The 21,549-nt window shown below is 68.6% G+C and carries 18 protein-coding genes; 11 read left to right on the forward strand and 7 right to left on the reverse strand.

What is annotated here, in order from left to right; all coding sequences use genetic code 11:
• Nucleotides 1-75 precede the first annotated feature (75 nt).
• Together E0H45_RS35120 and E0H45_RS35125 are read right to left on the reverse strand one after the other, a co-directional pair.
• Entirely contained in the window at nucleotides 76-1,038 is a 963-nt protein-coding gene (locus E0H45_RS35120) for an AAA family ATPase (protein ID WP_131345461.1), read from the reverse strand.
• A gap of 81 nt (nucleotides 1,039-1,119) precedes the next feature.
• Entirely contained in the window at nucleotides 1,120-1,281 is a 162-nt protein-coding gene (locus tag E0H45_RS35125; RefSeq protein ID WP_131345464.1) for a response regulator transcription factor, read from the reverse strand.
• A gap of 53 nt (nucleotides 1,282-1,334) precedes the next feature.
• On the opposite strand from E0H45_RS35125, the gene E0H45_RS35130 reads away from it, so the two are divergent.
• The gene (locus E0H45_RS35130) at nucleotides 1,335-2,945 is read left to right on the forward strand and encodes an AfsR/SARP family transcriptional regulator (RefSeq protein WP_165546698.1); all 1,611 of its coding nucleotides are present in this window, start codon (nucleotides 1,335-1,337) and stop codon (nucleotides 2,943-2,945) included.
• A 99-nt stretch (nucleotides 2,946-3,044) separates the two neighbouring features.
• A complete protein-coding gene (locus tag E0H45_RS35135) occupies nucleotides 3,045-3,686 on the forward strand; it encodes a helix-turn-helix transcriptional regulator (protein ID WP_131345469.1) in 642 nt (213 codons plus the stop codon).
• Nucleotides 3,687-3,796: 110 nt separating this feature from the next.
• Here the strand turns inward: E0H45_RS35135 and E0H45_RS35140 are convergent, their stop codons facing one another.
• The 4 genes from E0H45_RS35140 to glgX form a co-directional block, all read right to left on the reverse strand.
• Nucleotides 3,797-3,985, reverse strand: a complete 189-nt coding sequence (locus E0H45_RS35140) for a hypothetical protein (protein ID WP_131345472.1) — start codon at nucleotides 3,983-3,985, stop codon at nucleotides 3,797-3,799.
• Between the two features lie 156 nt (nucleotides 3,986-4,141).
• A complete protein-coding gene (gene treZ / locus E0H45_RS35145) occupies nucleotides 4,142-5,869 on the reverse strand; it encodes a malto-oligosyltrehalose trehalohydrolase (protein ID WP_131345475.1) in 1,728 nt (575 codons plus the stop codon).
• Nucleotides 5,870-5,874: 5 nt separating this feature from the next.
• Entirely contained in the window at nucleotides 5,875-8,271 is a 2,397-nt protein-coding gene (gene treY / locus E0H45_RS35150) for a malto-oligosyltrehalose synthase (protein ID WP_131345478.1), read from the reverse strand.
• Nucleotides 8,268-10,385, reverse strand: a complete 2,118-nt coding sequence (gene glgX / locus E0H45_RS35155) for a glycogen debranching protein GlgX (protein WP_131345481.1) — start codon at nucleotides 10,383-10,385, stop codon at nucleotides 8,268-8,270. The genes treY and glgX overlap by 4 nt, the downstream gene beginning before the upstream one ends.
• A 260-nt stretch (nucleotides 10,386-10,645) precedes the next feature.
• On the opposite strand from glgX, the gene E0H45_RS35160 reads away from it, so the two are divergent.
• The 5 genes from E0H45_RS35160 to E0H45_RS35180 all read left to right on the forward strand — a co-directional run bounded on the left by E0H45_RS35160 (nucleotide 10,646) and on the right by E0H45_RS35180 (nucleotide 16,322).
• Nucleotides 10,646-11,053 (forward strand): hypothetical protein, encoded by a 408-nt coding sequence (locus tag E0H45_RS35160; RefSeq protein ID WP_131345484.1) that lies wholly within the window; start codon nucleotides 10,646-10,648, stop codon nucleotides 11,051-11,053.
• Nucleotides 11,050-13,179: a bifunctional polysaccharide deacetylase/glycosyltransferase family 2 protein gene (locus tag E0H45_RS35165; RefSeq protein WP_238155520.1), complete on the forward strand. Its 2,130-nt coding sequence runs from the start codon at nucleotides 11,050-11,052 to the stop codon at nucleotides 13,177-13,179. Before E0H45_RS35160 ends, E0H45_RS35165 begins: the two co-directional genes overlap by 4 nt.
• Before the next feature lie 36 nt (nucleotides 13,180-13,215).
• A complete protein-coding gene (locus E0H45_RS35170; RefSeq protein WP_131345487.1) occupies nucleotides 13,216-13,974 on the forward strand; it encodes a S1 family peptidase in 759 nt (252 codons plus the stop codon).
• Between the two features lie 114 nt (nucleotides 13,975-14,088).
• Nucleotides 14,089-15,669, forward strand: coding sequence for a flavin monoamine oxidase family protein (locus E0H45_RS35175; protein ID WP_131345490.1), 1,581 nt, complete (start codon nucleotides 14,089-14,091; stop codon nucleotides 15,667-15,669).
• Entirely contained in the window at nucleotides 15,666-16,322 is a 657-nt protein-coding gene (locus E0H45_RS35180) for a Rid family hydrolase (RefSeq protein ID WP_131345492.1), read from the forward strand. Before E0H45_RS35175 ends, E0H45_RS35180 begins: the two co-directional genes overlap by 4 nt.
• Before the next feature lie 48 nt (nucleotides 16,323-16,370).
• On the opposite strand, the gene E0H45_RS35185 is transcribed toward E0H45_RS35180, so the two are convergent.
• The gene (locus E0H45_RS35185; RefSeq protein ID WP_131345495.1) at nucleotides 16,371-16,592 is read right to left on the reverse strand and encodes a hypothetical protein; all 222 of its coding nucleotides are present in this window, start codon (nucleotides 16,590-16,592) and stop codon (nucleotides 16,371-16,373) included.
• A 60-nt stretch (nucleotides 16,593-16,652) separates the two neighbouring features.
• Between E0H45_RS35185 and E0H45_RS35190 the strand changes: the two genes are divergently transcribed.
• The 4 genes from E0H45_RS35190 (at nucleotide 16,653) to E0H45_RS35205 (ending at nucleotide 21,340) form a co-directional block, all read left to right on the forward strand.
• Entirely contained in the window at nucleotides 16,653-17,027 is a 375-nt protein-coding gene (locus tag E0H45_RS35190) for a cupin domain-containing protein (RefSeq protein ID WP_165546699.1), read from the forward strand.
• Between the two features lie 18 nt (nucleotides 17,028-17,045).
• Nucleotides 17,046-18,350, forward strand: a complete 1,305-nt coding sequence (locus E0H45_RS35195) for a transcriptional regulator (protein WP_131345501.1) — start codon at nucleotides 17,046-17,048, stop codon at nucleotides 18,348-18,350.
• A 69-nt stretch (nucleotides 18,351-18,419) separates the two neighbouring features.
• Nucleotides 18,420-20,198, forward strand: a complete 1,779-nt coding sequence (locus E0H45_RS35200) for a polysaccharide deacetylase family protein (protein WP_131345504.1) — start codon at nucleotides 18,420-18,422, stop codon at nucleotides 20,196-20,198.
• Nucleotides 20,199-20,206: 8 nt separating this feature from the next.
• A complete protein-coding gene (locus tag E0H45_RS35205) occupies nucleotides 20,207-21,340 on the forward strand; it encodes a DegT/DnrJ/EryC1/StrS family aminotransferase (RefSeq protein WP_238155521.1) in 1,134 nt (377 codons plus the stop codon).
• Nucleotides 21,341-21,549 lie beyond the last annotated feature (209 nt).

The following is a 21,549-nucleotide window of genomic DNA, read 5'->3' on the forward strand; positions in this document are numbered from 1 at the left end:
CAGCGCGTACGCCGCGATCGACCCGAGCAGCACCGCCACTCCACGTCCCGTCAGCCTCATCCGGCCGGCCGCATGTCAGCTCGCTGTCGCGCCGGCCGTCGGCGCGGGTACGGCGGACAGCACCTCGTCGACCACGGACGACGGCGGCCGTTGACTCAGCTCCGCGTCCGGCGTCAGCACCAGCCGGTGCGCGAGCACCGGATGCGCGACCTGCTTGACGTCGTCGGGTGTCGTGAACGCCCGGCCGTCGGTGGCGGCGAACGCCCGCGCCGCGCGGACCAGGGCGATGCTGCCGCGCGGGCTGGCGCCGTACCGGACCGCGGTGTGCTCGCGGGTCGCGGCGGCCAGTTTCACGGCGTACGAACTGATCGCGGGGTCCACGTGGACCGATCGGACGGCGGCGATCGCGTTGCGCAGTGCGGGTACGTCGATGACCGGGCTGAGCGAGTCGGGTCCGACCCGGCCGGTGTCACCGAGCACGATCCGGACCTCGGCGTCGTGGTCCGGGTAACCGATCTCGATCCGCATCAGGAACCGGTCGAGCTGGGCTTCGGGCAGCCGGTAGGTGCCCTCCATCTCGATCGGGTTCTGGGTGCCGATGACCAGGAACGGGTCCGGTACGGCGCGGGTGTTCGAGTCGACCGTGACGCGGCGCTCGGCCATCACCTCGAGCAGCGCGGACTGCGTCTTCGGCGTACCGCGGTTGATCTCGTCGGCGACCACCACGTTGGCGAAGATGCCGCCCGGGTGGAACGCGAACGACTCGGTGCCCTGGTGGTACACCATCACGCCGGTGATGTCGCCGGGCAGCAGGTCCGGCGTGAACTGGATCCGGTTCCAGCTCGCGTCGATGCTGCGCGCGATGCACCGGGCGAGCGTGGTCTTGCCGAGCCCCGGCACGTCCTCGATCAGCAGGTGCCCCTCGGCGAACAGCGCGGTCAGCGCCAGCCGGATCACCTCGGGCTTCCCGTAGATCACCTTCGCCAGGTTGTCCGCCACCAGCCGATAGGCCTCGCCGGGCGGAATCGTCGCGCTCATAGATATCTCCCCTGGTGTACGCCGAACTGCACTGAGTGACCCTACTCAGCCCTGGTCCATCCGCCGTACAGAACCGGTCTACTACTGGACGGCAGGGAGCTGGATCTCGAAGATCGCGCCGCCTTCGTCCACGTTGTAGACCTTCAGGTCGACGGCCAGGTCGACCGCGAGATTGGCGGAGCGGAGCGCCGCCGGGACGGCCACCTGCAGCTCCTTGTCGTCCTCTACCACCAGTACGCGCACGGTCAACCTCGTGTGTCATCGAAATGTCATCGTCTCCCCGGATCGTATGTGTCATGAACGGTCACGCAGCGCACACACCAGACCGGTTGAGCTTCCGGGTGCTGGGCCCGCTCGAGGTCGACGGGCCCGACGGACACCCACTGGACCTCTGCGGCGGCAGGCCGGCGACCGTGCTGACCCTGCTCCTGCTGCACCGCAACGCCTGGGTCAGCACCGAGCAGCTCGTGGACGCGGTCTGGGCCGGCCGGGACGTGCCGGCCTCGGCGCAGAACAACCTGAAGACGTACGTCTGGCAGCTCCGCCGCTCGCTTCCCGAGGAGCGGATCGAGAGCCGTCCGGGTGCGTACCGGGTGCGCGTCCTGCCCGGGGAGCTCGACGCCGACGTCGCCGCCGCCCTGTGCGACGAGGCCCGCGAGCGGCTCAGCCGGAAGGACGCGGCGCAGGCGGTCACCGTCGTCCAGCGCGCACTGAGCTTGTGGCGCGGTGCGCCGTACGACGGTCTGACGGCCGATGCGACGTCGGCCGTGGACCGGCTGACCGAACTGCACCGGGCGCTCCGCGAGGACCTGGCAGACGCACAGCTGCTGCTGGAACGGCCCGCCGAGGCGATCGCCGTACTGCGGGCGCTGACCGAGGAGGAGCCGCTCCGGGAGCTGGCGTGGGCCCGGTTGATGGCGGCGTACCGTCAGGTCGGGCGACGGCACGACGCGCTGGCGGCGTACCAGCGGGCCCGGACCGCGCTGGTCCGCGACCTGGGGATCGAGCCGTGCGCCGAGCTGACCGCGCTGCACCAGCAGATCCTCAGCGAGGAGTCGCCCGCGGTCCTGCCGACGCCGGTGCCGCCGGTGAGCTCGAACCTGCCGCCGCGGGTTCGTACCTTCGTCGGCCGCGGTCCCGAGCTGCGCGCGCTGCGCGGCGCCACCGGCGTGATCACGATCGACGGGATGCCGGGGATCGGCAAGACCGCGTTCGCGCTCGAGGTCGCCGCCGCCTCCGGTTTCGAGACCCAGCAGTACGTCGACGTACACCACCCGACCTCGGTGCCGATTTCTGGGCCGTCGGCAACCGGCCTGCTGATCCTGGACAACGTCGAGCACGCCGACCAGGTCCGGCACCTGCTGCCGAACGACCCGGGCGCGCTGGTGCTGGTGATCAGCCGCCGGCGGCTCTCCGATCTCGACCGTACGGCGGCCATGACGCTCGACCTACTGGCACCGGACGAGGCCGCGAAACTCACCGATCTCGAGCAGATCCTGAGCTGCTGCGGCGGTCACCCGGGCGCGATCCGGCACCTGGTCGAGCGACTGCGCAACCGGCAGCCGTGGACCGTCGCGCGGATGGCCGCCCGCCTCGAGGACCAGGCAGCGCGGTGCCAGGCGCTGGGCGAGGTCCTGGCCCGCTTCGACGCCGCGTACGAGGCGCTCCCCGGCCCGGTCCAGCGGCTGTACCGGTCGATCGGGATGACAACGCGCTTCGATCTGCGCCAGGCGGCCCGGCTCACCGGCACCAGCCAGTCCGAGGCCGAGCTGATGATCGATCAGCTGATGGACCTCAACCTGGTCGCCGAGCCGGCACCGGGACGGTTCGACCTACACCCGATCGTCCGCGATCACGCCGGCCAGCTGCTGGTGATCGCCGGACCCAAAGCGGAGCTGGTCGCATGAGGTCCGCCGCTTACGGTGCGGCGCCTCAGCCACCGCCACCGCCAGCTCAGCACATTCGACTTCTACCCGCCACGACGCACCTCTGGGGGTCCCTCTCTCATGACTGTCACGATGCTCAACCGGTCCACCGGTTTTCAGCAGATCCCGGCCCACAGTGGGCTCGCCGAGTTGCTCGCGTCCGCAGAGGACGAGGTGATCACCATGAGCACCCTTGCCGGTCCGACGTTCGGGCCGCGCGAGGTCAAGCACGGTGTGCGCTACCGGGCGATCTTCCCCGACCACGCCCGCACCACGCCGACCGTCGGACGGCACCTCGGTGCGCTGTCCCTCGCCGGTGTCGCCGTACGGACGATCCCGCATGTGCCGATGAACGCGATCGTGATCGACGGTTCGGTCGCCGTACTCCCCGCCGACTCCACCAACAGCAGCATCGCGGTACTGCGGCTGACCAGCGTGGTGGTGACCGCCCTCGAGCTGTTCGAGCGGATCTGGCCGGACGCCGTACCGCTGGCCGACCGGGACCTGCCGGACGAGACCGACCTGTCGCTGCGCGAGCAGGAGATGCTGCGCCTGCTGGCCCTCGGCGCGACCGACGAGGTGGCCGCGGCGCACCTGGACATCTCGGTCCGGACGGTACGCCGGATGGTCGCACAGATCATGAACCGCCTCGGCGCCCGCAGCCGTTTCCAGGCCGGCGTCAAGGCCGCCGACCGCGGCTGGCTCCTCGAGCGCGCCTCATGAGAATCCTGTCCGCCGCCGGCTGAACAGGGCATGCCACAGCGACCGTCTTACGGCGGCCGCTGTGGTGCGATCGGTGACCTGGTCTGGCGGGCCCTGCCACCGGAGTGGTTTCAGTTCAGCGTGTGCTTCGGCACGTCGCGGTCGCGACGGCGCTCGGGATGTGTGTCGTGCACCGCGTGATCCGCGGTGCGTGGGGCCGGACACACGGGGCCACGGCGGATCGGGCCGCCCCCCAGCTTCCGGCTCTTCCACTGCTTCTCTTCGTAATCGTAGTAGGTGTCGACGCCTCCGACTGTCATCCGGTCCTCCCTCAAACCCCCCGTCCCCTGCTGGCTCATCTACAGTCCGTCACCAGAGCCCAGGCAGCAAGCGATTCCGGAAATCACCACGGATCAACACGCTCGAACGCCGTGTTGTGTTGGTTTGACCCACAAATGTGCACTTGTTTGGAAAATTCAGACGGCGAGGATCGCGACGCCGTGAGCGGGCAACCGCACGCCGGCGGCGGTCAGCTCGGCCCCGGCGAACGACATCACCAGGTACTCCGGGATCGCGTCGACCGGCACCACCGCCTCGGATGCGGTCAGGTTCGCGACCACTCGCAGGCTGCCGCGGGTCACCACCAGCCAGGCGCCGGCCGGGTCGAACGCGATCCCGACGGACTCGAGCCGGTCGTCGCGCAGCTCCGGCATCCGCGCCCGGAACGTCAGCAGGTGCCGGTACCAGGCGAGTACGTCGCGATGCGGCGCCTCGTCCGGCTCGGACCAGTCGAGCACCGAGCTCCGCCACGTCTGCGGATCCTGCGGGTCCGGGATCTCGTCCGCGTCCCAGCCGAACTCCGCGAACTCCCGGCGCCGGCCGGTCCGCACCGCGTCGGCCAGCGCAGGCTCGGTGAAATCGGTGAAGAACCGCCAGGGCGTCGAGGCGCCCCACTCCTCACCCATGAACAGCATCGGCGTGTACGGCGAGGTCAGCACGAGCGCGGCGCCGATCGCGAGCTGTCCCGGCGTCAGCGCCGGACGGTCGCCGAGCGCCCGGTTGCCGATCTGGTCGTGATTCGACGTGTAAACGAGGAACTCGCCGCCGCGCTGCTTGTGTGGATCGATCGGCCGGCCCCAGTCCTTGCCGCGGAACGTCGAGTACTCCCCGTCGTGCAGGAAGACCCGCGTCAGCGTCTTCGCGAACACGGCCGGATCCCCGAAGTCCACGTAGTACCCGAACCGCTCGCCGGTCAGCAGGGCGTGCAGCGCGTGGTGGAAGTCGTCGCTCCACTGCGCGGTCATGCCCATCCCGCCTTGCGCCACAGGCTCGACCGTGCGCGGGTCGTTGAGGTCGGACTCGGCCACCAGCCCCAGCGGGCGTCCCAGGTCCTCGGACAACGCTGCGGTTTCGGTCGACAGCTGCTGGAGGACGTGGGTCGGGCTGTCGTCGACCAGCGCGTGTACGGCGTCCAGGCGCAGTACGTCGATGTGGAAGTCGCGGAACCAGCGCAGTGCGTTGTCGCAGATCCACCGTCGTACCTCGGGACTGCCGGTGTCGTCGAGGTTCACCGCCGGGCCCCACGGGGTGGAGTGGCGAGTGGTGAAGTAGGGACCGAAGCTCGCCAGGTAGTTCCCGCTCGGGCCGAGGTGGTTGTAGACGACGTCGAGACAGACGGCGAGTCCAGCGTCGTGACACCGGTCGACGAACCGCTGCAACGCTTCCGGGCCGCCGTACGGCTCGTGGACGGCGTACAGATCCACGCCGTCGTACCCCCAGCCGTGTGCGCCGGGGAACGCGGCTATCGGCAGCAGCGAGACCACCTCTACGCCGAGCACAGCCAGGTAGTCCAGGTGCTCGGCGGCGGCGTCCAGTGTGCCTTCCAACGTGAACGTGCCCAGGTGGAGTTCGTAGAAGACAGCACCGCGTACGTCGCGACCGGTCCAACTGTCGTCGTTCCACTCGAAGCGGTCCGCTTCGAAGACCCGGCTTAACCCGTGGACGCCGTCCGGCTGCCAGGGGCTGCGTGGATCGGGTAGCGGGTCGCTGCCGTCGACGGAGTACGCGTAGTCGGTGCCGTGGTGCGCCTCGACCACCTGGCGTTCCCACCAGCCGTCGTCGACGGAGCGCATCGGCAGCACACCGTCGCGCAGTACCAGGTCGACGTTGGTCGCCTCGGGGACCCAGACGCGGAAGGTGTGCATGACTGTCAGCTCCTGACCAGCAGGGCAACTGGCAGGTCGGTCAGCAGCTCGACGATCCTCGCAGCCCCGCTACCGACATCGCGGCCGGTCAGCACGTTCTTCCATTGGCCACTCGGCAGCACCACCGTGCTCTCACCCCAGCCGCCCAGACGCTGCAGTGCAGCCGGCAGTCTGGTGGCCACGGTGATGACTGCGTCTCCACGGGCGAAGGCAACCGCATGTCCGCTTGACGTCGGGAGCGGCGTGTAGCTGCCGGCAAAGGCGTCCGGGTACTGCCGACGGAGGCGGAGCGCGCGCGACGTGACCAGCAGCTTCTCGTCGGACAGGTCCTCCGGCTTGCCACCGTCATCCAGACGCCGCAGCCGATCGATGCGCTCCTCGTAGTCCACAGGGCGCCGGTTGTCGGGGTCCACGAGGGACAGGTCGACCAGCTCGGTGCCCTGATACACATCCGGTACGCCGGGCATCGTCAGCTGCACCAGCTTCTGTCCGAGCGTGGCTGCGCGCACGTAGTCGGTCTGCTCGTCAGCAAAGCGGCGTACCGAGTCGAGCACGGTGTCGTCGTGCAGGACTGCTTTTGCGAAGGCGGCGACGGTTTGCTCGTACTCCTCGTCCGGAGAGATCCAGCTCGTGTGCCTCTTGGCTTCGCGGATCGCCTTCAGGAGGTAGGCCTGCAGACGGTCCTCAGCGAGCGGTCCGTCGTTCCAGGTACCGAAGAGCGTCTGCCAGAACAGGTACTCCGTGCTGCCGTCCAGCAACGGGCTCCGGTGGTCTTCCGAGAGCCTGCGCCACTCACGCACCGCCTCCGACCAGGCGGCCGGCTGCTCGGACAGTACGCCGAGACGCGCGCGGACATCCTCAGAGCGTTTGGTGTCGTGAGTGGACAGCGTGGTCATCGTCTTGGGCCAGTGCCGGTTCAGCTGGGAGGCGTACGCGTGGAACTCCTCCGGCGTGACACCGAAGTGCTCCGGGTCCCCACCGACCTCGTTGAGCGACGTGAGCCGCAGCCATCGGTAGAACGCGGTGTCCTCGACGCCCTTGGCCATCACCGGACCACAGGTCTGCTGGAAGCGCACGATCAGCTCTGCTCGCGCCTGCTCGTCGATCGCGTTCGTCTCACGCCCCAGCAGGAGGTGCAGTACTACGTCCAGCGTCGCCTGCCGGTCCTCGTCGAGATTGGCCCTTGCCTTCTCGGCCGCACGCTCCATCGCAGCAACCGCAGTAGCAGGCGCCTCTTCTCCTGGTACGACGTACGCGCGGTAGATGTCGAACTGGACCAGCAGCTCGGCCACGACCTCGTGGAACGCCCGCCGGGTGTGGTCACGCAGTCGTACGTCGTCCTGGCAGATGCGGGCCAGCAACTCGACCAGTCGGTGCACCTCGGCGTACTGCCCGTGCTGGACGATCTCGCGCTTCGCCTCCTCCACAACGGGCCCGAAGTCGGCTGGTGCGCCGGTGAGCTCCGAGTGGAGTGCTGCAAGCGGTGCTGCACCGGCCGGGTCCACGAACAGGCCACCGACGCGCAGCAGGGCGTCGTACCCGGTGGTGCCGGCGCAGGGCCAGTCGCGTGGCAGCTGCTCGTCGCCTTCCAGGATCTTCTCCACCACGACCCACGCGCCGCCTGTGCGCTCGGCCAGTCGGCGCAGGTAGCCGCGTGGGTCCGCCAGGCCGTCCGGATGGTCGATCCGGTAGCCGTTGAGCTTGCCCTCGTGCAGCAGCCCGAGCAGGAGCTGATGCGTCGCGTCGAAGACCTCCTGCGTCTCCTGACGTACTGCGGCGAGCGTGTCGACGTCGAAGAACCGCCTGTAGTTCAGCTCCTCGTCAGCGACCCGCCAGTGCGCGAGGCGGTACCACTGCTCGGTGACGAGCTCCTGGATCGGCAGCTCCTCCGTCCCCGGCCGCAGCGGGTACTCGTGCTCGTAGTACCGCAGTACGTCGCCGTCGACCGACAGCTCGCCGTCCGCCAGTACCTTGCCGATCCGCTGCCCCAGCACCGCCATGAGCAACGGCTGGTTCCCCGCACCCCAGTCGACATCGAACCAGTCCGCGTACTGCGAACCAGGCCCGAGCCGCAGCACCGACCACAGCGCCTTGTTCAGGCTCTCCGGCGTCGGTACGGCGACATGGTTCGGTACGACGTCCGCGACGGCACCCATGCGGTGCTCGGTGAGCTGCGCGGACAACCGGTCGAACGCGGGACGGCCGCCCATCGGCTCGGACAGCCGGCTGTGGTCGACCACGTCGTACCCGTGGGTCGAACCGGGTGCGGCCTGGAGGATCGGGGAGAGGTACGCGTGGGAGATCCCGAGGCCGTCCAGGTACGGCACTACCGCGGCGGCGGCGTCGAAGCCGAACTCGCCGCGGAGCTGGAACCTGTAGGTGGCCTGCGGGACCCCCTTCATCCGGCCGCCTGCCTCGGGCGGGTCAGGACCAGCGTGCTGCGGGCCTCCAGCTGGACCGTGGTCCCGGCGGCGTGTGGCTCGTCGGTCCCGGCGCCGGTGGCGCTCGTCGTGTCGACCGCGACCGTCCAGTTCTCGCCGTACTCCTCGGGTGGGAGGAGGAAGTCGACCGGCTCGTAGTTGCTGTTCAGCAGGATCAGGAACGAGTCGTCGACCACGGGCTCGCCACGGAGGTCCGGCTCGGAGATCGCGTCGCCGTTGAGGAAGACCGCGATCGCCCGGGCGTCGTTCTGCTGCCAGTCGCCGTTCTGCATCTCGGCGCCCTTCGGCGCGAACCAGACCAGGTCGCCGAGTCCGTCGATCCCCGTGTCGCCGTGGAAGAAGCGGCGACGGCGCAGCACCGGGTGGTTGTTGCGCAGGCGGACCACGGACCGGGTGAACTCGAGCAGGTGCTTCTGCGGCTCGCCGAGCTCCCAGTCCACCCAGGCGATCTCGTTGTCCTGGCAGTACACGTTGTTGTTGCCGCTCTGCGTCCGGCCCAGCTCGTCGCCGTGCGCGATCATCGGCACGCCCTGCGAGATCAGCAGCGTGGTGAGGAAGTTGCGCTGTTGCCTGGCGCGCAGCCGCAGTACTTCGGGGTCGTCCGTCGCGCCCTCGACACCGCAGTTCCAGGAGCGGTTGTGGCTCTCGCCGTCCTTGCCGCCCTCGCCGTTCGCCTCGTTGTGCTTCTCGTTGTAGGACACCAGGTCACGCAACGTGAAGCCGTCGTGGGCGGTGACGAAGTTGATACTCGCCAGCGGCCGGCGGCTGTCGTCCTGGTAGAGGTCCGACGAGCCGGTCAGCCGGGACGCGAACTCGGCCAAGGTGTACTGCTCGCCCCGCCAGAAGTCCCGCACGGTGTCGCGGTACTTACCGTTCCACTCCGTCCACAGCGGCGGGAAGTTGCCCACCTGGTAACCGCCGTCGCCCACGTCCCACGGCTCGGCGATCAGCTTCACCTGGCTCACCACCGGGTCCTGCTGGACCAGGTCGAAGAACGCCGACAGCCGGTCGACCTCGTGGAACTGGCGGGCCAGCGTGGCCGCGAGGTCGAAGCGGAAGCCGTCGACGTGCATCTCGGTGACCCAGTAGCGCAGCGAGTCCATGATCAGCTGGAGCACGTGCGGGTGCCGCATCAGCAGGCTGTTACCGGTGCCGGTGGTGTCGTAGTAGTGCGACTTGTCCTGGTCGACCAGGCGGTAGTACGCCGCGTTGTCGATGCCCTTGAACGACAGCGTCGGGCCGAACTCGTTCCCCTCGGCGGTGTGGTTGTAGACGACGTCGAGGATCACCTCGATGTCCGCCTCGTGCAGCGCCTTCACCATCGCCTTGAACTCGGTCACCTGCTGACCGCGGGTGCCGGTCGACGAGTAGGCGTTGTGCGGCGCGAAGAAGCCGATCGTGTTGTAGCCCCAGTAGTTCGACAGGCCGAGCTCCTGCAGGTGGCCGTCCTGGGCGAACTGGTGCACCGGCATCAGCTCGATCGCGGACACCCCGAGCTCCTTGAGGTGCTCGATGACGGCCGGGTGGCCGATCCCGGCGTACGTGCCGCGGATGTTGTCCGGCAGCCCCGGATGCGTCTTGGTGAGGCCCTTGACGTGCGCCTCGTAGATCACGGTCTCGTGGTACGCGTGGCCCGGCGGGCGGTCGTTGGCCCAGTCGAAGAACGGGTTGGTCACCACCGAGAGCATGGTGTGCTCGCGGTTGTCCATGGTGTTCAGCTCGTCCGGCTTCGCGAACCGGTAGCTGAACAGCGACTCGTCACCGTCGATCTGCCCGTCGACTGCCTTCGCGTACGGGTCCAGCAGCAGCTTGGACGGGTTGCACCGGTCGCCTTCGTCCGGGTTGTACGGCCCGTGCACCCGGAAGCCGTAGCGCTGTCCCGGCTGCACTCCGGGGAGGTAGGCGTGGTGTACGAAACCGTCCACCTCGGTCAGCTGGACCAGCTGCTCGGTTCCGTCGTCGCCGATCAGCGACAGGTCCACTCGATCGGCAACCTCCGAGAACACCGCGAAGTTCGTCCCGGCGCCGTCGTACGTGGCGCCGAGAGGGTAAGGACGACCAGGCCATTTCTGCACCTGACGACAGTAGCCACCCCTGCCCCCGGCCACCGCACCCCCGGGTGTTTCGGTTGCGAGAATTCACCGGGGAAGGGCTTGCAGGAAGCTGCAAGACTTGCAACATCCCAATTCTGACTCGATTCGGCTAAGCTCTCGCGCTTGTGAAGTCGCATTCCGCCCGGCGGCCGGTCTTCCTGGACTCGACCGGGCGTCGCCGTCGCACCATCCGCAGAACTGGCGCCTTCCTCGCCGTACCTACCGTCGGTTACCTCGTGCTCATGGCCAGTAGCCTTCTCGGCGGGCCGCGGATGGACACTCCGCTCATTCCGCTCCCGGAAGCGGCCAAGCCCAAGCACCGGCCGACCGTTCCGCCGGCCGAGATCGCGATCGAAACACCCCGGCCGACGAACACTTCCGGTACGCCGGGTGACGGGCCGAACTCCACGCCGCAGACCCCGTCGACGACCCCCACCCGCCTACCGACCTCAGGGCCGACGACCGTCCCGACAAGCATCCCGCCGGTGACGGCGACCGTCGTACCGACGACTGCTCCGACGACCGCGACCACACCACCGGGCCGGACGAACTCGCCGACGACCACCACACCCGCACCGACGGCGACCACGACGCACGGCAACAAGCCGACCACTCCGCCCGGTAAGACCAAGGCGCCGACTGCCCCGTGAGCAGACCTGCCGCGCGGCGAGCCAAGCAGGTCCCGCTCCGCACGCACTGGATCGTGCTGACCATGTTGCTGGTCTGCCTGGCCAGCATGCTGTTGCTGAACGGCTACACGCACCACATGTTCGGTACGGCGCCCGACGGCGCGGTCCAGCCGACCGGCGGATCCGGATCGGTACCGCGGCAGATCGTCACCGGCGGACCCGTCATCGACGCCGGCGACGGCACTCCCCGCTCCGTGTCACCGAAGGCCCGCACCATCGCGCTCACCTTCGACGACGGTCCTGATCCTGTCTGGACCCCCAGGATCCTGGACCTGCTGCGGGAACAGCACGTGCACGCCACGTTCTTCGTCGTCGGCACCGCGGTGGCCGCGCACCCGGACCTGGCCCGCCGGATCGTGGCCGAAGGTCACCAGATCGCAGTGCACAGCTTCACCCACGCGAACCTGTCGACCGTCTCCTCCTGGCGGCGCTCACTGGAGCTCAAGCAGAGCCAACTGATCCTCGCCGGTGCCACTGGTGTCAGTACGACGCTGCTCCGGCCGCCGTACTCCTCCGAGCCGAATGCGCTGACCGACCGCGACTGGAAAGCACTCCAGGAGACCCGTGAAGCCGGGTACCTGGCGGTGCTGACCAGCCAGGACAGTGAGGACTGGCGTAAGCCCGGGACCGAGCAGGTCATTGCCAACTCGATGCCTCGCAGCACAGCCGGACAGGTGCTGCTGATGCACGACGCGGGCGGCGACCGCAGCCAGACGGTAGCGGCGCTGAGCAAACTGCTCCCCCGACTGAAGGCGCGTGGCTTCCGGTTCGCCACGGTCAGCGACTCGGTCGGTCTACCCGACCCCACCCGGAAAGCGAGCGTGCTGGACCGCAGTCGCGGTCTCGCCGTGATCTGGGCGATGCGGATCAGCGACGCCGTAATGACCCTGATCGGCTGGCTGCTGTACGCCGCCGGCGCGCTGAGCGTCCTGCGCGCGATCACCACAGTCATCGCGGCCCGACGGCACGTGAAGATGCGCAACTGGTCGTACGGGCCCCCGGTGACGGAACCGGTCAGCGTCATCGTTCCGGCGTACAACGAGAGTGCCGGTATCGAGGCGGCGATCCGCTCGCTCGTCGCCTCGGACCATCCGCTGGAAGTCATCGTCGTCGACGACGGGTCGACGGACGGTACGGCGGACATTGTCGAGGCACTGCACATCCCCGGGGTCCGCGTGATCCGGCAGGCCAACGCGGGCAAGCCGATCGCACTGAACACCGGGCTGCGCGCGGCGCGGTTCGAACTGATCGTGATGGTCGACGGCGACACCGTGTTCGAGCCGGACACTGTCCGCAACCTCATCCAGCCGTTCGCGCATCCGTCCGTCGGGGCTGTGTCGGGCAACGCCAAGGTCGGCAACCGGCGCGGCCTGCTCGGCCGCTGGCAGCACATCGAGTACGTGATCGGGTTCAACCTGGACCGCCGGTTGTTCGACCTCGCCGAGTGCATGCCGACCGTGCCTGGTGCTGTCGGCGCGTTCCGTCGTACGGCGCTGGAGCGGATCGGCGGACTGAGTGACGTGACGCTGGCCGAGGACACCGACCTGACGATGGCGCTGTGCCGGGACGGGTGGCGCGTGGTTTACGAGGAGAGTGCGGTGGCGTGGACCGAGGCGCCGGCGTCGCTGGGCGCACTGTGGCGGCAGCGGTACCGCTGGTGCTACGGGACGCTCCAGGCGATGTGGAAGCACCGCGGGGCGATGGTGCAGGGCGGTCGGGCCGGGAAGTTCGGCCGTCGCGGTCTGACGTACCTCATGCTCTTCCAGGTGCTACTGCCACTGCTGGCGCCTGTCGTGGACGTGTTCGCGATCTACGGCCTGGTGTTCCTCGACCCGGTCCGCGTGCTCGCGGTCTGGGGCGGCTTCGTCCTACTGCAGGTGGCCATGGGCTTCTACGCATTCCGGCTGGACGGGGAGCGGGCCGGGCCGCTGTGGACGCTGCCGTTGCAGCAGTTCGTCTACCGGCAGCTGATGTACCTGGTGGTCATCCAGTCGGTCTTCACCGCACTGGCCGGCACCAGGCTCCGCTGGCAACGCATGGAGCGCTACGGCAGCCTCCAAGCACCCGTGGGCTCGGACGTTCGCTAACCTACTGTGACAGTCGTCGCACGTAGGGTTAGGGAAATGTTGAAGCGGGCCGCACTTCTTGTCGGGGTTCTCCTGGTTGTCACGGCCGGCGCGAAGCCGGTGGTCGTCGGGGGGACGGTGGCGAGTCCGACCGAGGCGCCGTGGGCAATCGCGTTGAACAACACGCAGTCCATGTCGTCGAGCGGCCGGTACTGCGGGGCCGCCCTCGTGGCGCCGAACAAGATCGTGACCGCCGCACACTGCATGGACGAGGCGGTGTCGACGTACTACGCGGTGCAGGGGCGGGCCGACCTCGCGGACGGCTCGGTCGGGCGGGTGTCGGCGATCAGCAAGGCGTGGGTCCACCCTGGATACAACACGAAGGACCACCGGTACGACGTTGCCGTGCTGACGTTGGCGAAGCCGTTCGTCGGCGTACCGGTACTGCCCCTGGAGACCCGTGCGCGGGCGGACCGGACGGGCGCCGTACCGACTGTCTACGGCTGGGGTGACACGCAGGACACCGGTCCGGACGAGACCCTGCAGAAGGCCGCCGTACCGGATCTCGGCGACAAGGCCTGCCTGGGAGTCAAGAGCTACGTCTCCAACGGGTACGCCGCCGCAACCAACGTCTGCGCCGGCTACCTCGCGGGCGGCACCGACGCCTGCCAGGGCGACTCCGGCGGTCCGCTCGTCCTGAACGGTCGGCTGCTCGGCGTCGTCTCCTGGGGTCAGGGCTGCGCCCAACCCGGTAAGCCCGGCGTTTACACGGAGATCGCGGGCGCGGCGAAGGCGCTGCTCCAACAGGTTCGTTAATCCGAAACATACCTGTCAGTACGAGCGTCAATACGTTACGGTCCTGTCACGCCCCGAACACACCATGTCCTTACCTTTCTGGTCAGCTACCCAGTTGCCCAGTGAGGAGAAGGTATGGCGCAGACTCGTCGTCAATTCCTGCAGCAGGTCGGAATCACCGGTGGAGCGGGGGTGCTCTACTCCACCATGTCGGCGCTCGGCCTCACGGGCGTCGCCGAGACTCCCGCGTACGCCGCCCCGTCGCGGGCCGATCTCAACGGCCGCGGCGCCAAGCACGTCGTCATCCTCGGCGCCGGGATCGCCGGACTCACGTCGGCGTACGAACTCCTGAAGGCCGGCTACAAGGTCACGCTGCTCGAGGCCCGGCAGCGCCCAGGCGGCCGCAACTGGACCGTTCGCGGCGGCACCGTCGAGACGGACCTGGCCGGAAACACCCAGCGCGCGACGTTCTCACCCGGTCAGTACATGAACGCCGGGCCGGCACGGCTGCCGCAGCACCACGTGACGCTCGACTACTGCCGCGAGCTCGGCGTCGCGATCGAGCCGTTCGTCAACCAGAACGCGGACGCGTACCTCTACCGCGAAGGCACCACCAGCCTGTCCAACAAGCCGATCCGGCACCGCACCGCCAAGGCGGACGTGTACGGCTACGTCGCCGAACTGCTCGCCACGGCCGCCGATCAGGGCGCGCTCGACACCATGCTGACCGCGGCCGACAAGCAGGCGCTGATCGGGTTCCTCAGCAGCTTCGGCTCGATCGGGAACAAGGCCTCCGGGTTCGCCTACACCGGGACCGACGGCCGCCGCGGCTACACGGTCGAGCCGGGCGCCGGGATGGAGGGCGGTACGACGGCCGCGCCGTACGCGCTGAGCGACGTCTTCGCCAGCGGTGTCGGCAACTACTTCTCGTTCGAGTTCGGCTGGGACCAGGCGGTGATGATGTTCCAGCCGGTCGGCGGGATGGACCGGATCCCGTACGCGTTCGAGCGGGCCGTCGGCAAGGACAAGATCCGGTACGGCGCCGAGGTGACCGGGATGAGCAACACCGGCAACGGTGTCCAGGTCACCTACAAGACCGGGTCGCGGACCAGGATGATCACCGCGGACTACGCGATCTGCACGCTGCCACCGCACCTGGCCGCCAAGGTTCCGTCCAACCTGCCGGCGCCGATCGTCGAGGCACTCAAGTACGCCGTGCCGACGAACGCGGGCAAGATCGGCATCGAGTACGGCCGGCGCTGGTGGGAGGAGGACCACCGGATCTACGGCGGCATCACCAACAGCAACCTCGACACGGTCAACACCTGGTACCCGTCGTACGGGTTCCACGGCAACCGCGGAACCGTGATCGGCTACTACAACACCGGCGCCAACGCCAACGCGTACGGCGCTCTGACGCCGCCGGCCCGACTGGAGCGCGCGCTGATGCAAGGCGCCAAGATGCACGGTGACGTCTACACGAAGGACGTGAAGGCGTCGTTCTCGGTGAACTGGATGGGCACCAAGTACTCCGAGGCGTCCTGGGTCAGCTGGCCGTCGCAGACCGACGGCATCTACGCCCGGCTGCTCGATGCCACCGGCAACATCTACTTCGCCGGCGACCATCTGTCGCACGCCATCGCCTGGCAGCACGGTGCGATGGTGTCCGCCCGCGCGGCCGTGACCGCCCTGCACAGTCGGGTGGCGAGCCGATGAAGCGCACCTCTTTGATCGCGGGTTCCGTCGCGTTGGTCGTGTCGTTCACAGCCGGTGCCGGTACGGCGGCCGGATGGTGGGACCGGCCGAAGCCGCCGAAACCGGGCACCGTCGTCCCCGCCCTGCCCGCCGGACAGGCCAACCCGATGATCGCGAGCGGTGTCGGGATCGGCGCCAACACCCCGGTCTACAAGACGAGTGGGATCGGGCCGTCGGCGCTCAACACCGGCGCCCCGGCCGGGTCCGAGGCGTCGTACATCGACACCGCGATCTTCCCGGGCGGGACGTTACCCGCGGGCGTCACCATCACCGAGGCACAAGGGATCAACGCACTCCGGCGGATCGGCGAGAACCTGGCGGCCGCCGGGCTGTCCTACGCCGACGTCTACACGATGCGGGTCTTCCTGCAGAACCCAGCCGGCGCGACAGTCGCAGACTTCGCCGGGTGGAACCGCGCGTACCGCCAGTACTTCGCGAACACCGACCTCACCACCGGCGCCTACGTCCCGGTCCCTCTCGGTACGGCGGCACCCGCGAAACCGTTCGTGGTCAACAAGTCCCGCCCGTCCCGTTTCGCCCTGGAGATCGAGAACCTCCCGGTCGGCGGCTGGCTCGTCGAAGTAGAAGTCGACGCGGCCTACCCCAAACGCTGAACCGACACCGGATGCCCTGGCCGAGGCGGCCAGGGCATCCGGCTGTGCTCAGAGGACCGCGCCTCGTGGCGCGATCTCGACGGCGGCGACGCCGCGGGAGTACAGCACCATCTGGCGGTCGCCGTGTCTGCACCGAAGCAGTCCGTTGTCACTCGCGAGTGCCGTGACGGCATGCTGGATCGTCACGTCGTCCGCCGCCCCGGGCTCCTCGTAGGCGACATCCAGGTGGTCACCGCTGATCATCCGGACCCGCAACACAATCCTCGCCATAGCCGAACCTTACGCGCCACTCCGATAGCCGGGCAGTTCCCGCAGAGGCAGACTGTTGCCATGAGTGAGCCAGTCCGTGTGATCAAAGCTGGTGACCTGGTCGCCGCCGACCCGACCGCCGGCATGCTCCGGATGCGAGCCTTCGAGCTCCCGATCCTGTGGGCCGGCCAGGTCATCACGCAGCCCGGCGCGATCTCCGGCTGGCACCACCACGACCGGAACGAGAGCAGCCTTTACATCGTGTCAGGGGTACTGCGGCTCGAGTTCGAGGGCACCGACGAGTACCTCGACGCGGTCGCCGGCGACTTCGTGCACGTGCCGGCCTTCACCGTCCACCGCGAGAGCAACCCCACCGACGACCCGTCCCTGGCGATCATCGCCCGCGCGGGCGGCGGCATCCCCACCGTCAACGTCGACCCGCCCCCGCGCGGGTGAGCCGGTTAACCTGACGGAGTGGCGACCCACGAACAGGTGACGGTCGGCGTCGTCGGCGCCGAGCAGATCGTGCACCGGATCATCAACCTGGCCCGCGAGCTGGACAACCCCGGCCTCCGGCTTGTCACCGCCCAGTACGCCGACGAGCACGACGCACACGAACAGGCCGCCCGGATCGCCTCCCGCGTCGACTCCTTCTTGTTCGCGGGACCGCTGCCGTACGACGTAGCGGTCGCAGGCGGGCTGCCGGTACCGGCGACGTACGTGCCGAGCGGCGGGCCGGCGTTGTTCTCGACCCTGCTCCGCGGCGTGCTCGAGAAGGTCTTCGATCCGGCCCGGATCAGCGTCGACACCATGTCGCGGCGCGATCTCACGCATGTCTACGAAGAGATCGGCCTGAGCGCGTCCGGCGTACGGCTGAAGGAGTACACCGGACCCGAGTCGGCCGAGACGTTCCTCGATTTCCACCGCACCCTGCACGAGCGCGGACGGACCACCGGGGCGGTGACCACGGTCCCGACGGTCGACGTCGCGTTGCGCAAGGCCGGCGTACCGACACTGCGGATGACGCCGTCGTCGATGACGATCCGGCAGGCGCTGACCACGGCGATCCTGATGGGCAGCGGCGCCAAGCTCGAGGAGTCCCGGATCGTCACCATGATCGTCCGGGTGCCTGCCGCGTCGCTGCCGGCGCACGCGAGCGCCAGCGCGTACTGGTACCAGGAGTTGCGGCTGTCGCTGCACCGCGAGTTGCTGCGCGACGCCAGGCCGATGGACGCAGCGGTGGTGCCGCGTGACGAGCACAGCTTCCTGATCGTCACGACGATGGGCTCGTTGCGACTGGCAACTGACAACCTGTCGATGGCGCCTTTTCTGGACCGGATTTCCGAGGAGCTGGGGATCCGGCTCGAGATCGGCATCGGACTCGGTACGTCGACCCGCGAGGCGGAGGTGAACGCCCAGTCCGCGGTCGACAAGGCGGCGGGTGGCGGTACCGCGTTCGTCGTCGGGCCGCACGGCTTTGTGCTGCAGGTCCCGGGCGAGCGCACGCGTGCCGCCGAGCGCTCGGTGCCATCGGATTCTCGCGCGCTCCAGATCCTGGCCACGCTGGCCGAGCAGCTGGAGAACGCGAACGACACCGAGCGGATCGTCGACGCGGAGAAGGTCGCCGAACTCCTCGGCGTCACACTACGAACCGCGCGCCGAACGTTGAGCACGCTGGTGGACGAAGGGCTGGCCTGGCCGATGCCGCCACCACGCTCGAGCAAGCTCGGCCGACCACCACGCCCATACCAACTCCTGGTCGAAAAGATCCCGCGCTAGTTATTACGGTCGTCCATAACAGCTATTTAGGTCTTGCCGCAGGAGCACGCCTGGGGCAGGGTTGGTCGCGTGCCAGAACCCCTTCATGCAGTCGCAGTGGTGGACGACCAGGCGGCGACCGAGCGGGCCCACCAGGCGGGTCAGGACGCCTGGTGGGCCTACCTGGCCGAGGTGCTCGGACACCTGCGGCTGCCCTATCGGTCGATCTCCCCTCGCGAAGCGGCCGCCCCGCCGGACGATGTGTCCGTGCTGGTCTACGCGACCACTCCAGACGACCCCGCCGACGGTCTCGAGCAGTGGGTGCGCGACGGCGGCGTGCTGATCCTCGTCGGCGATCCCGGTCCGCTCTCCGCGCTCGCGGGTGTATCGGCCGGCGACAGCGTCCCGGACGGCCACGTCGTACTGTCCGAAACCCCGGTTTGGTCAACCCTCCCACCGGTCGCACTGCACGCCGTCGGCGGTCGTCGACTCACTGGCCAGGGTGTCGAGACACTCGCCCGCTGGCAGGACGACGACACGGCCGCCATCACCCTCCGGCAGCTCGACGCGGGCGTCGTGCTGACGTACGGCGTCGACCTGTGGCAGAGCATCGTCCGGATCCAGCAGGGGTACGCCGTCACCGCCGACGGTGAACCCGCCGCCGACGGCACCGCGCCGATCGACGACGGCGTCCTCAAGTGCGAGGACGGGATGGTGCTCAGCTTCGAGCGGGACCGGGCGATGCCACCGGGTGAGCCGGAACTGCTTCCGACGTACGAGCACACCTATCCGCCGCCGAGCGCCGTACCGATGTTCGACCAGCCGCAGGCCGACTGGTGGTGCTCGTTGTTCGCACAGAGCCTGTGGTGGGGCGCTTCGCAGGCCGGCGCGGCGGTGCCTTGGCTCTGGTACTGGCCAGCAGGTGTCGACGCCGTCGCGCACATGTCGCACGACTCCGACCAGAATGTCGAGGAACACGGTCAGGCGGCCCTCGACGCGTTCGCCGAGGCCGAGGTTCAGGTCACGTGGTGCCACGTGTTCCCGGGCGGGTACTCACCCGAGCTGTACGCGGCGATCACCGCGGCCGGGCACGAGAATGCCTTGCACTACAACGCGATGGGCGACGCGGACCTCGCGGTCTGGGGTTGGCCTCAGATGCGCGCGCAGTACGCCTGGGCGCAAGCTGTCACTGAGACCGAGCAGATCGTCTCGAACAAGAACCACTACACCCGCTGGGAAGGCTGGACCGAGTTCTACATCTGGTGCGAGCGGCTCGGCATCCAGATCGACGAGTCGCGCGGGCCAAGCAAACAAGGTGATGTGGGCTTCACGTTCGGCGCCTCACACGTATCGTTCCCGATGGCTCCGGTTGCTGAGGGCAACCGGATGCACGACGTACTCAACCTGCCGCTGCACACCCAGGATCTCGCCTGGGCCGGGCACGCCTCCGTCCGGGACGTGATCCTGGACGGGGCCCAGTCGGTACACGGCGTCGCGCACTTCCTGTTCCACGGGCCGCATCTGCACCTGCGCCCACCGACCCGGGCAGCGTGTATCGAGCTCGCTGTGGAGGCTCGGCGGCGCGGGATGGCGTGGTGGACGGCCACCCGGATCAACAGCTGGGAGCGCAGCCGGCGTGGGGTCGTGTTGTCGATCGAGCCGCACCCGGACGGTCTGGCCGTGCGAGCAGAGGCTTTGGAGCCGGTGCCGGGCGCTGCGGTGCTGCTCGCCGTACCGAGTGCGGGAACGAGCCCGATCGTCAAGGAGGGCGAGGGTTCGGCCCGGACGGTGGTGCGGCTCGGCCGGCCCTTCGTCGAACTGACCGCCGATATCGTTGCCGGAGACAACAGATGGGTGATCACACCATGATGTCTGAAATGCCGGAGTGGCCGGAGTACGGCGACGAAGAGGCCAAGGCCCTGCTGGAGGTGCTGAACTCGGGGAAGTGGGGCAGCACCAGCGGTGATGTCGTCGCGACCTTCCAAGAGGAGTTCGCGGAGTACCAGCAGGCCGGGCACGCGATCTGCCTCGCCAACGGGACGCTGGCCATCGCGGTGGCGCTGCGGGCCGCTGGTGTCGGGATCGGCGACGAGGTGATCGTGCCGCCGTACACCTTTATCGCGACCGCTTCGGCGGCCCTGTTCGTGGGTGCGGTGCCAGTCTTTGCCGACGTGGATGCGGACACTCATCTCCTCGATCCGGCCGCGGCCGAGGCTGCGATCACCGAGCGGACCAAGGCGATCGTTGTCGTTCACCTCGCGGGTCGACCTGCCGACATGGACGCTTTCAACGTGCTCGGCGCCAAGCACGGGCTGACGATCATCGAGGATGCGGCCCAGGCGCACGGGGCGGCGTACAAAGGCCGGGCGGTCGGCGCGATCGGTGACCTCGGCACGTTCAGCTTCCAGAGCAGCAAGAACATCACCGCCGGCGAAGGCGGCGCCGTACTCACCGACAACGATCAGTTGGCGGGCACGGTGTATTCGCTCGTCAACGTCGGCCGGGTGCCGGGTGGTGGCTGGTACCAGCACGAGGCGGTCGGGTACAACCTGCGGCTGACCGAGTTCCAGGCGGCGATTCTGCGGGTCCAGCTGCGGCGTCACCCGCGACTGCAGGAGCTGCGCGAACGCAACGCCCGACTGCTCACGGACCTGCTGTCCGACGTTGACGGCGTCCAACTCGCCCCCGATGACCCAGCGATCACCGCACACGGCCGGCACCTGTTCATGCTCCGAGTCCCCGGCCAACGCGACGCAGTCCTGCAATCCCTCGCCGCCGCAGGCGTCACCAGAGCATCCAGCGGCTACGTCCCCCTGCACCGCAACGCCGCCGTACTCCGAGAATCAAAAGCAATCACCGACCGCCTCGGCCAGCCCTACCCACAAGCCGATTGCCCGAACGCCGACAAAGTCTCCACCGACACCATCTGGCTCCCCCAGCCCTACCTACTAGGCACCGAACCCCAAACCCAAGCCCTAGCAACCACCCTCACCAACGCAGTCGCAAGCTAGAACCGCCACCTGGGGAGGGTTTCCTACCCAAAACGGGAAAAACCCTCCCCACCCTCGACTAGAACGACCTCAGGAGTCCCCAGCCCCAGACCTGGCCGAGGCACACGGCGTAGCTTCGGGTGGGCATTGGCGGGGGGACACAGGCGGCTAGCGGGTTATGTGACCGCTGACGGGCTACAACGCGCTATCGGTGAGATAACCCGTCAGCC

The organism is Kribbella soli (assembly GCF_004331345.1).
GTDB lineage: Bacteria > Actinomycetota > Actinomycetes > Propionibacteriales > Kribbellaceae > Kribbella > Kribbella soli.

Excerpts from the sequence above, each read along its gene's own strand:
- E0H45_RS35120 (WP_131345461.1), bottom strand. The coding sequence starts at position 1,038 with ATGAGCGCGACGATTCCGCCCGGCGAGGCCTATCGGCTGGTGGCGGAC.
- E0H45_RS35130 (WP_165546698.1), top strand. The coding sequence starts at position 1,335 with ATGAACGGTCACGCAGCGCACACACCAGACCGGTTGAGCTTCCGGGTG.
- E0H45_RS35135 (WP_131345469.1), top strand. The coding sequence starts at position 3,045 with ATGACTGTCACGATGCTCAACCGGTCCACCGGTTTTCAGCAGATCCCG.
- E0H45_RS35140 (WP_131345472.1), bottom strand. The coding sequence starts at position 3,985 with ATGACAGTCGGAGGCGTCGACACCTACTACGATTACGAAGAGAAGCAG.
- treZ (WP_131345475.1), bottom strand. The coding sequence starts at position 5,869 with ATGCACACCTTCCGCGTCTGGGTCCCCGAGGCGACCAACGTCGACCTG.
- treY (WP_131345478.1), bottom strand. The coding sequence starts at position 8,271 with ATGAAGGGGGTCCCGCAGGCCACCTACAGGTTCCAGCTCCGCGGCGAG.
- E0H45_RS35160 (WP_131345484.1), top strand. The coding sequence starts at position 10,646 with ATGGCCAGTAGCCTTCTCGGCGGGCCGCGGATGGACACTCCGCTCATT.
- E0H45_RS35170 (WP_131345487.1), top strand. The coding sequence starts at position 13,216 with ATGTTGAAGCGGGCCGCACTTCTTGTCGGGGTTCTCCTGGTTGTCACG.
- E0H45_RS35175 (WP_131345490.1), top strand. The coding sequence starts at position 14,089 with ATGGCGCAGACTCGTCGTCAATTCCTGCAGCAGGTCGGAATCACCGGT.
- E0H45_RS35180 (WP_131345492.1), top strand. The coding sequence starts at position 15,666 with ATGAAGCGCACCTCTTTGATCGCGGGTTCCGTCGCGTTGGTCGTGTCG.
- E0H45_RS35185 (WP_131345495.1), bottom strand. The coding sequence starts at position 16,592 with ATGGCGAGGATTGTGTTGCGGGTCCGGATGATCAGCGGTGACCACCTG.
- E0H45_RS35190 (WP_165546699.1), top strand. The coding sequence starts at position 16,653 with ATGAGTGAGCCAGTCCGTGTGATCAAAGCTGGTGACCTGGTCGCCGCC.
- E0H45_RS35205 (WP_238155521.1), top strand. The coding sequence starts at position 20,207 with ATGCCGGAGTGGCCGGAGTACGGCGACGAAGAGGCCAAGGCCCTGCTG.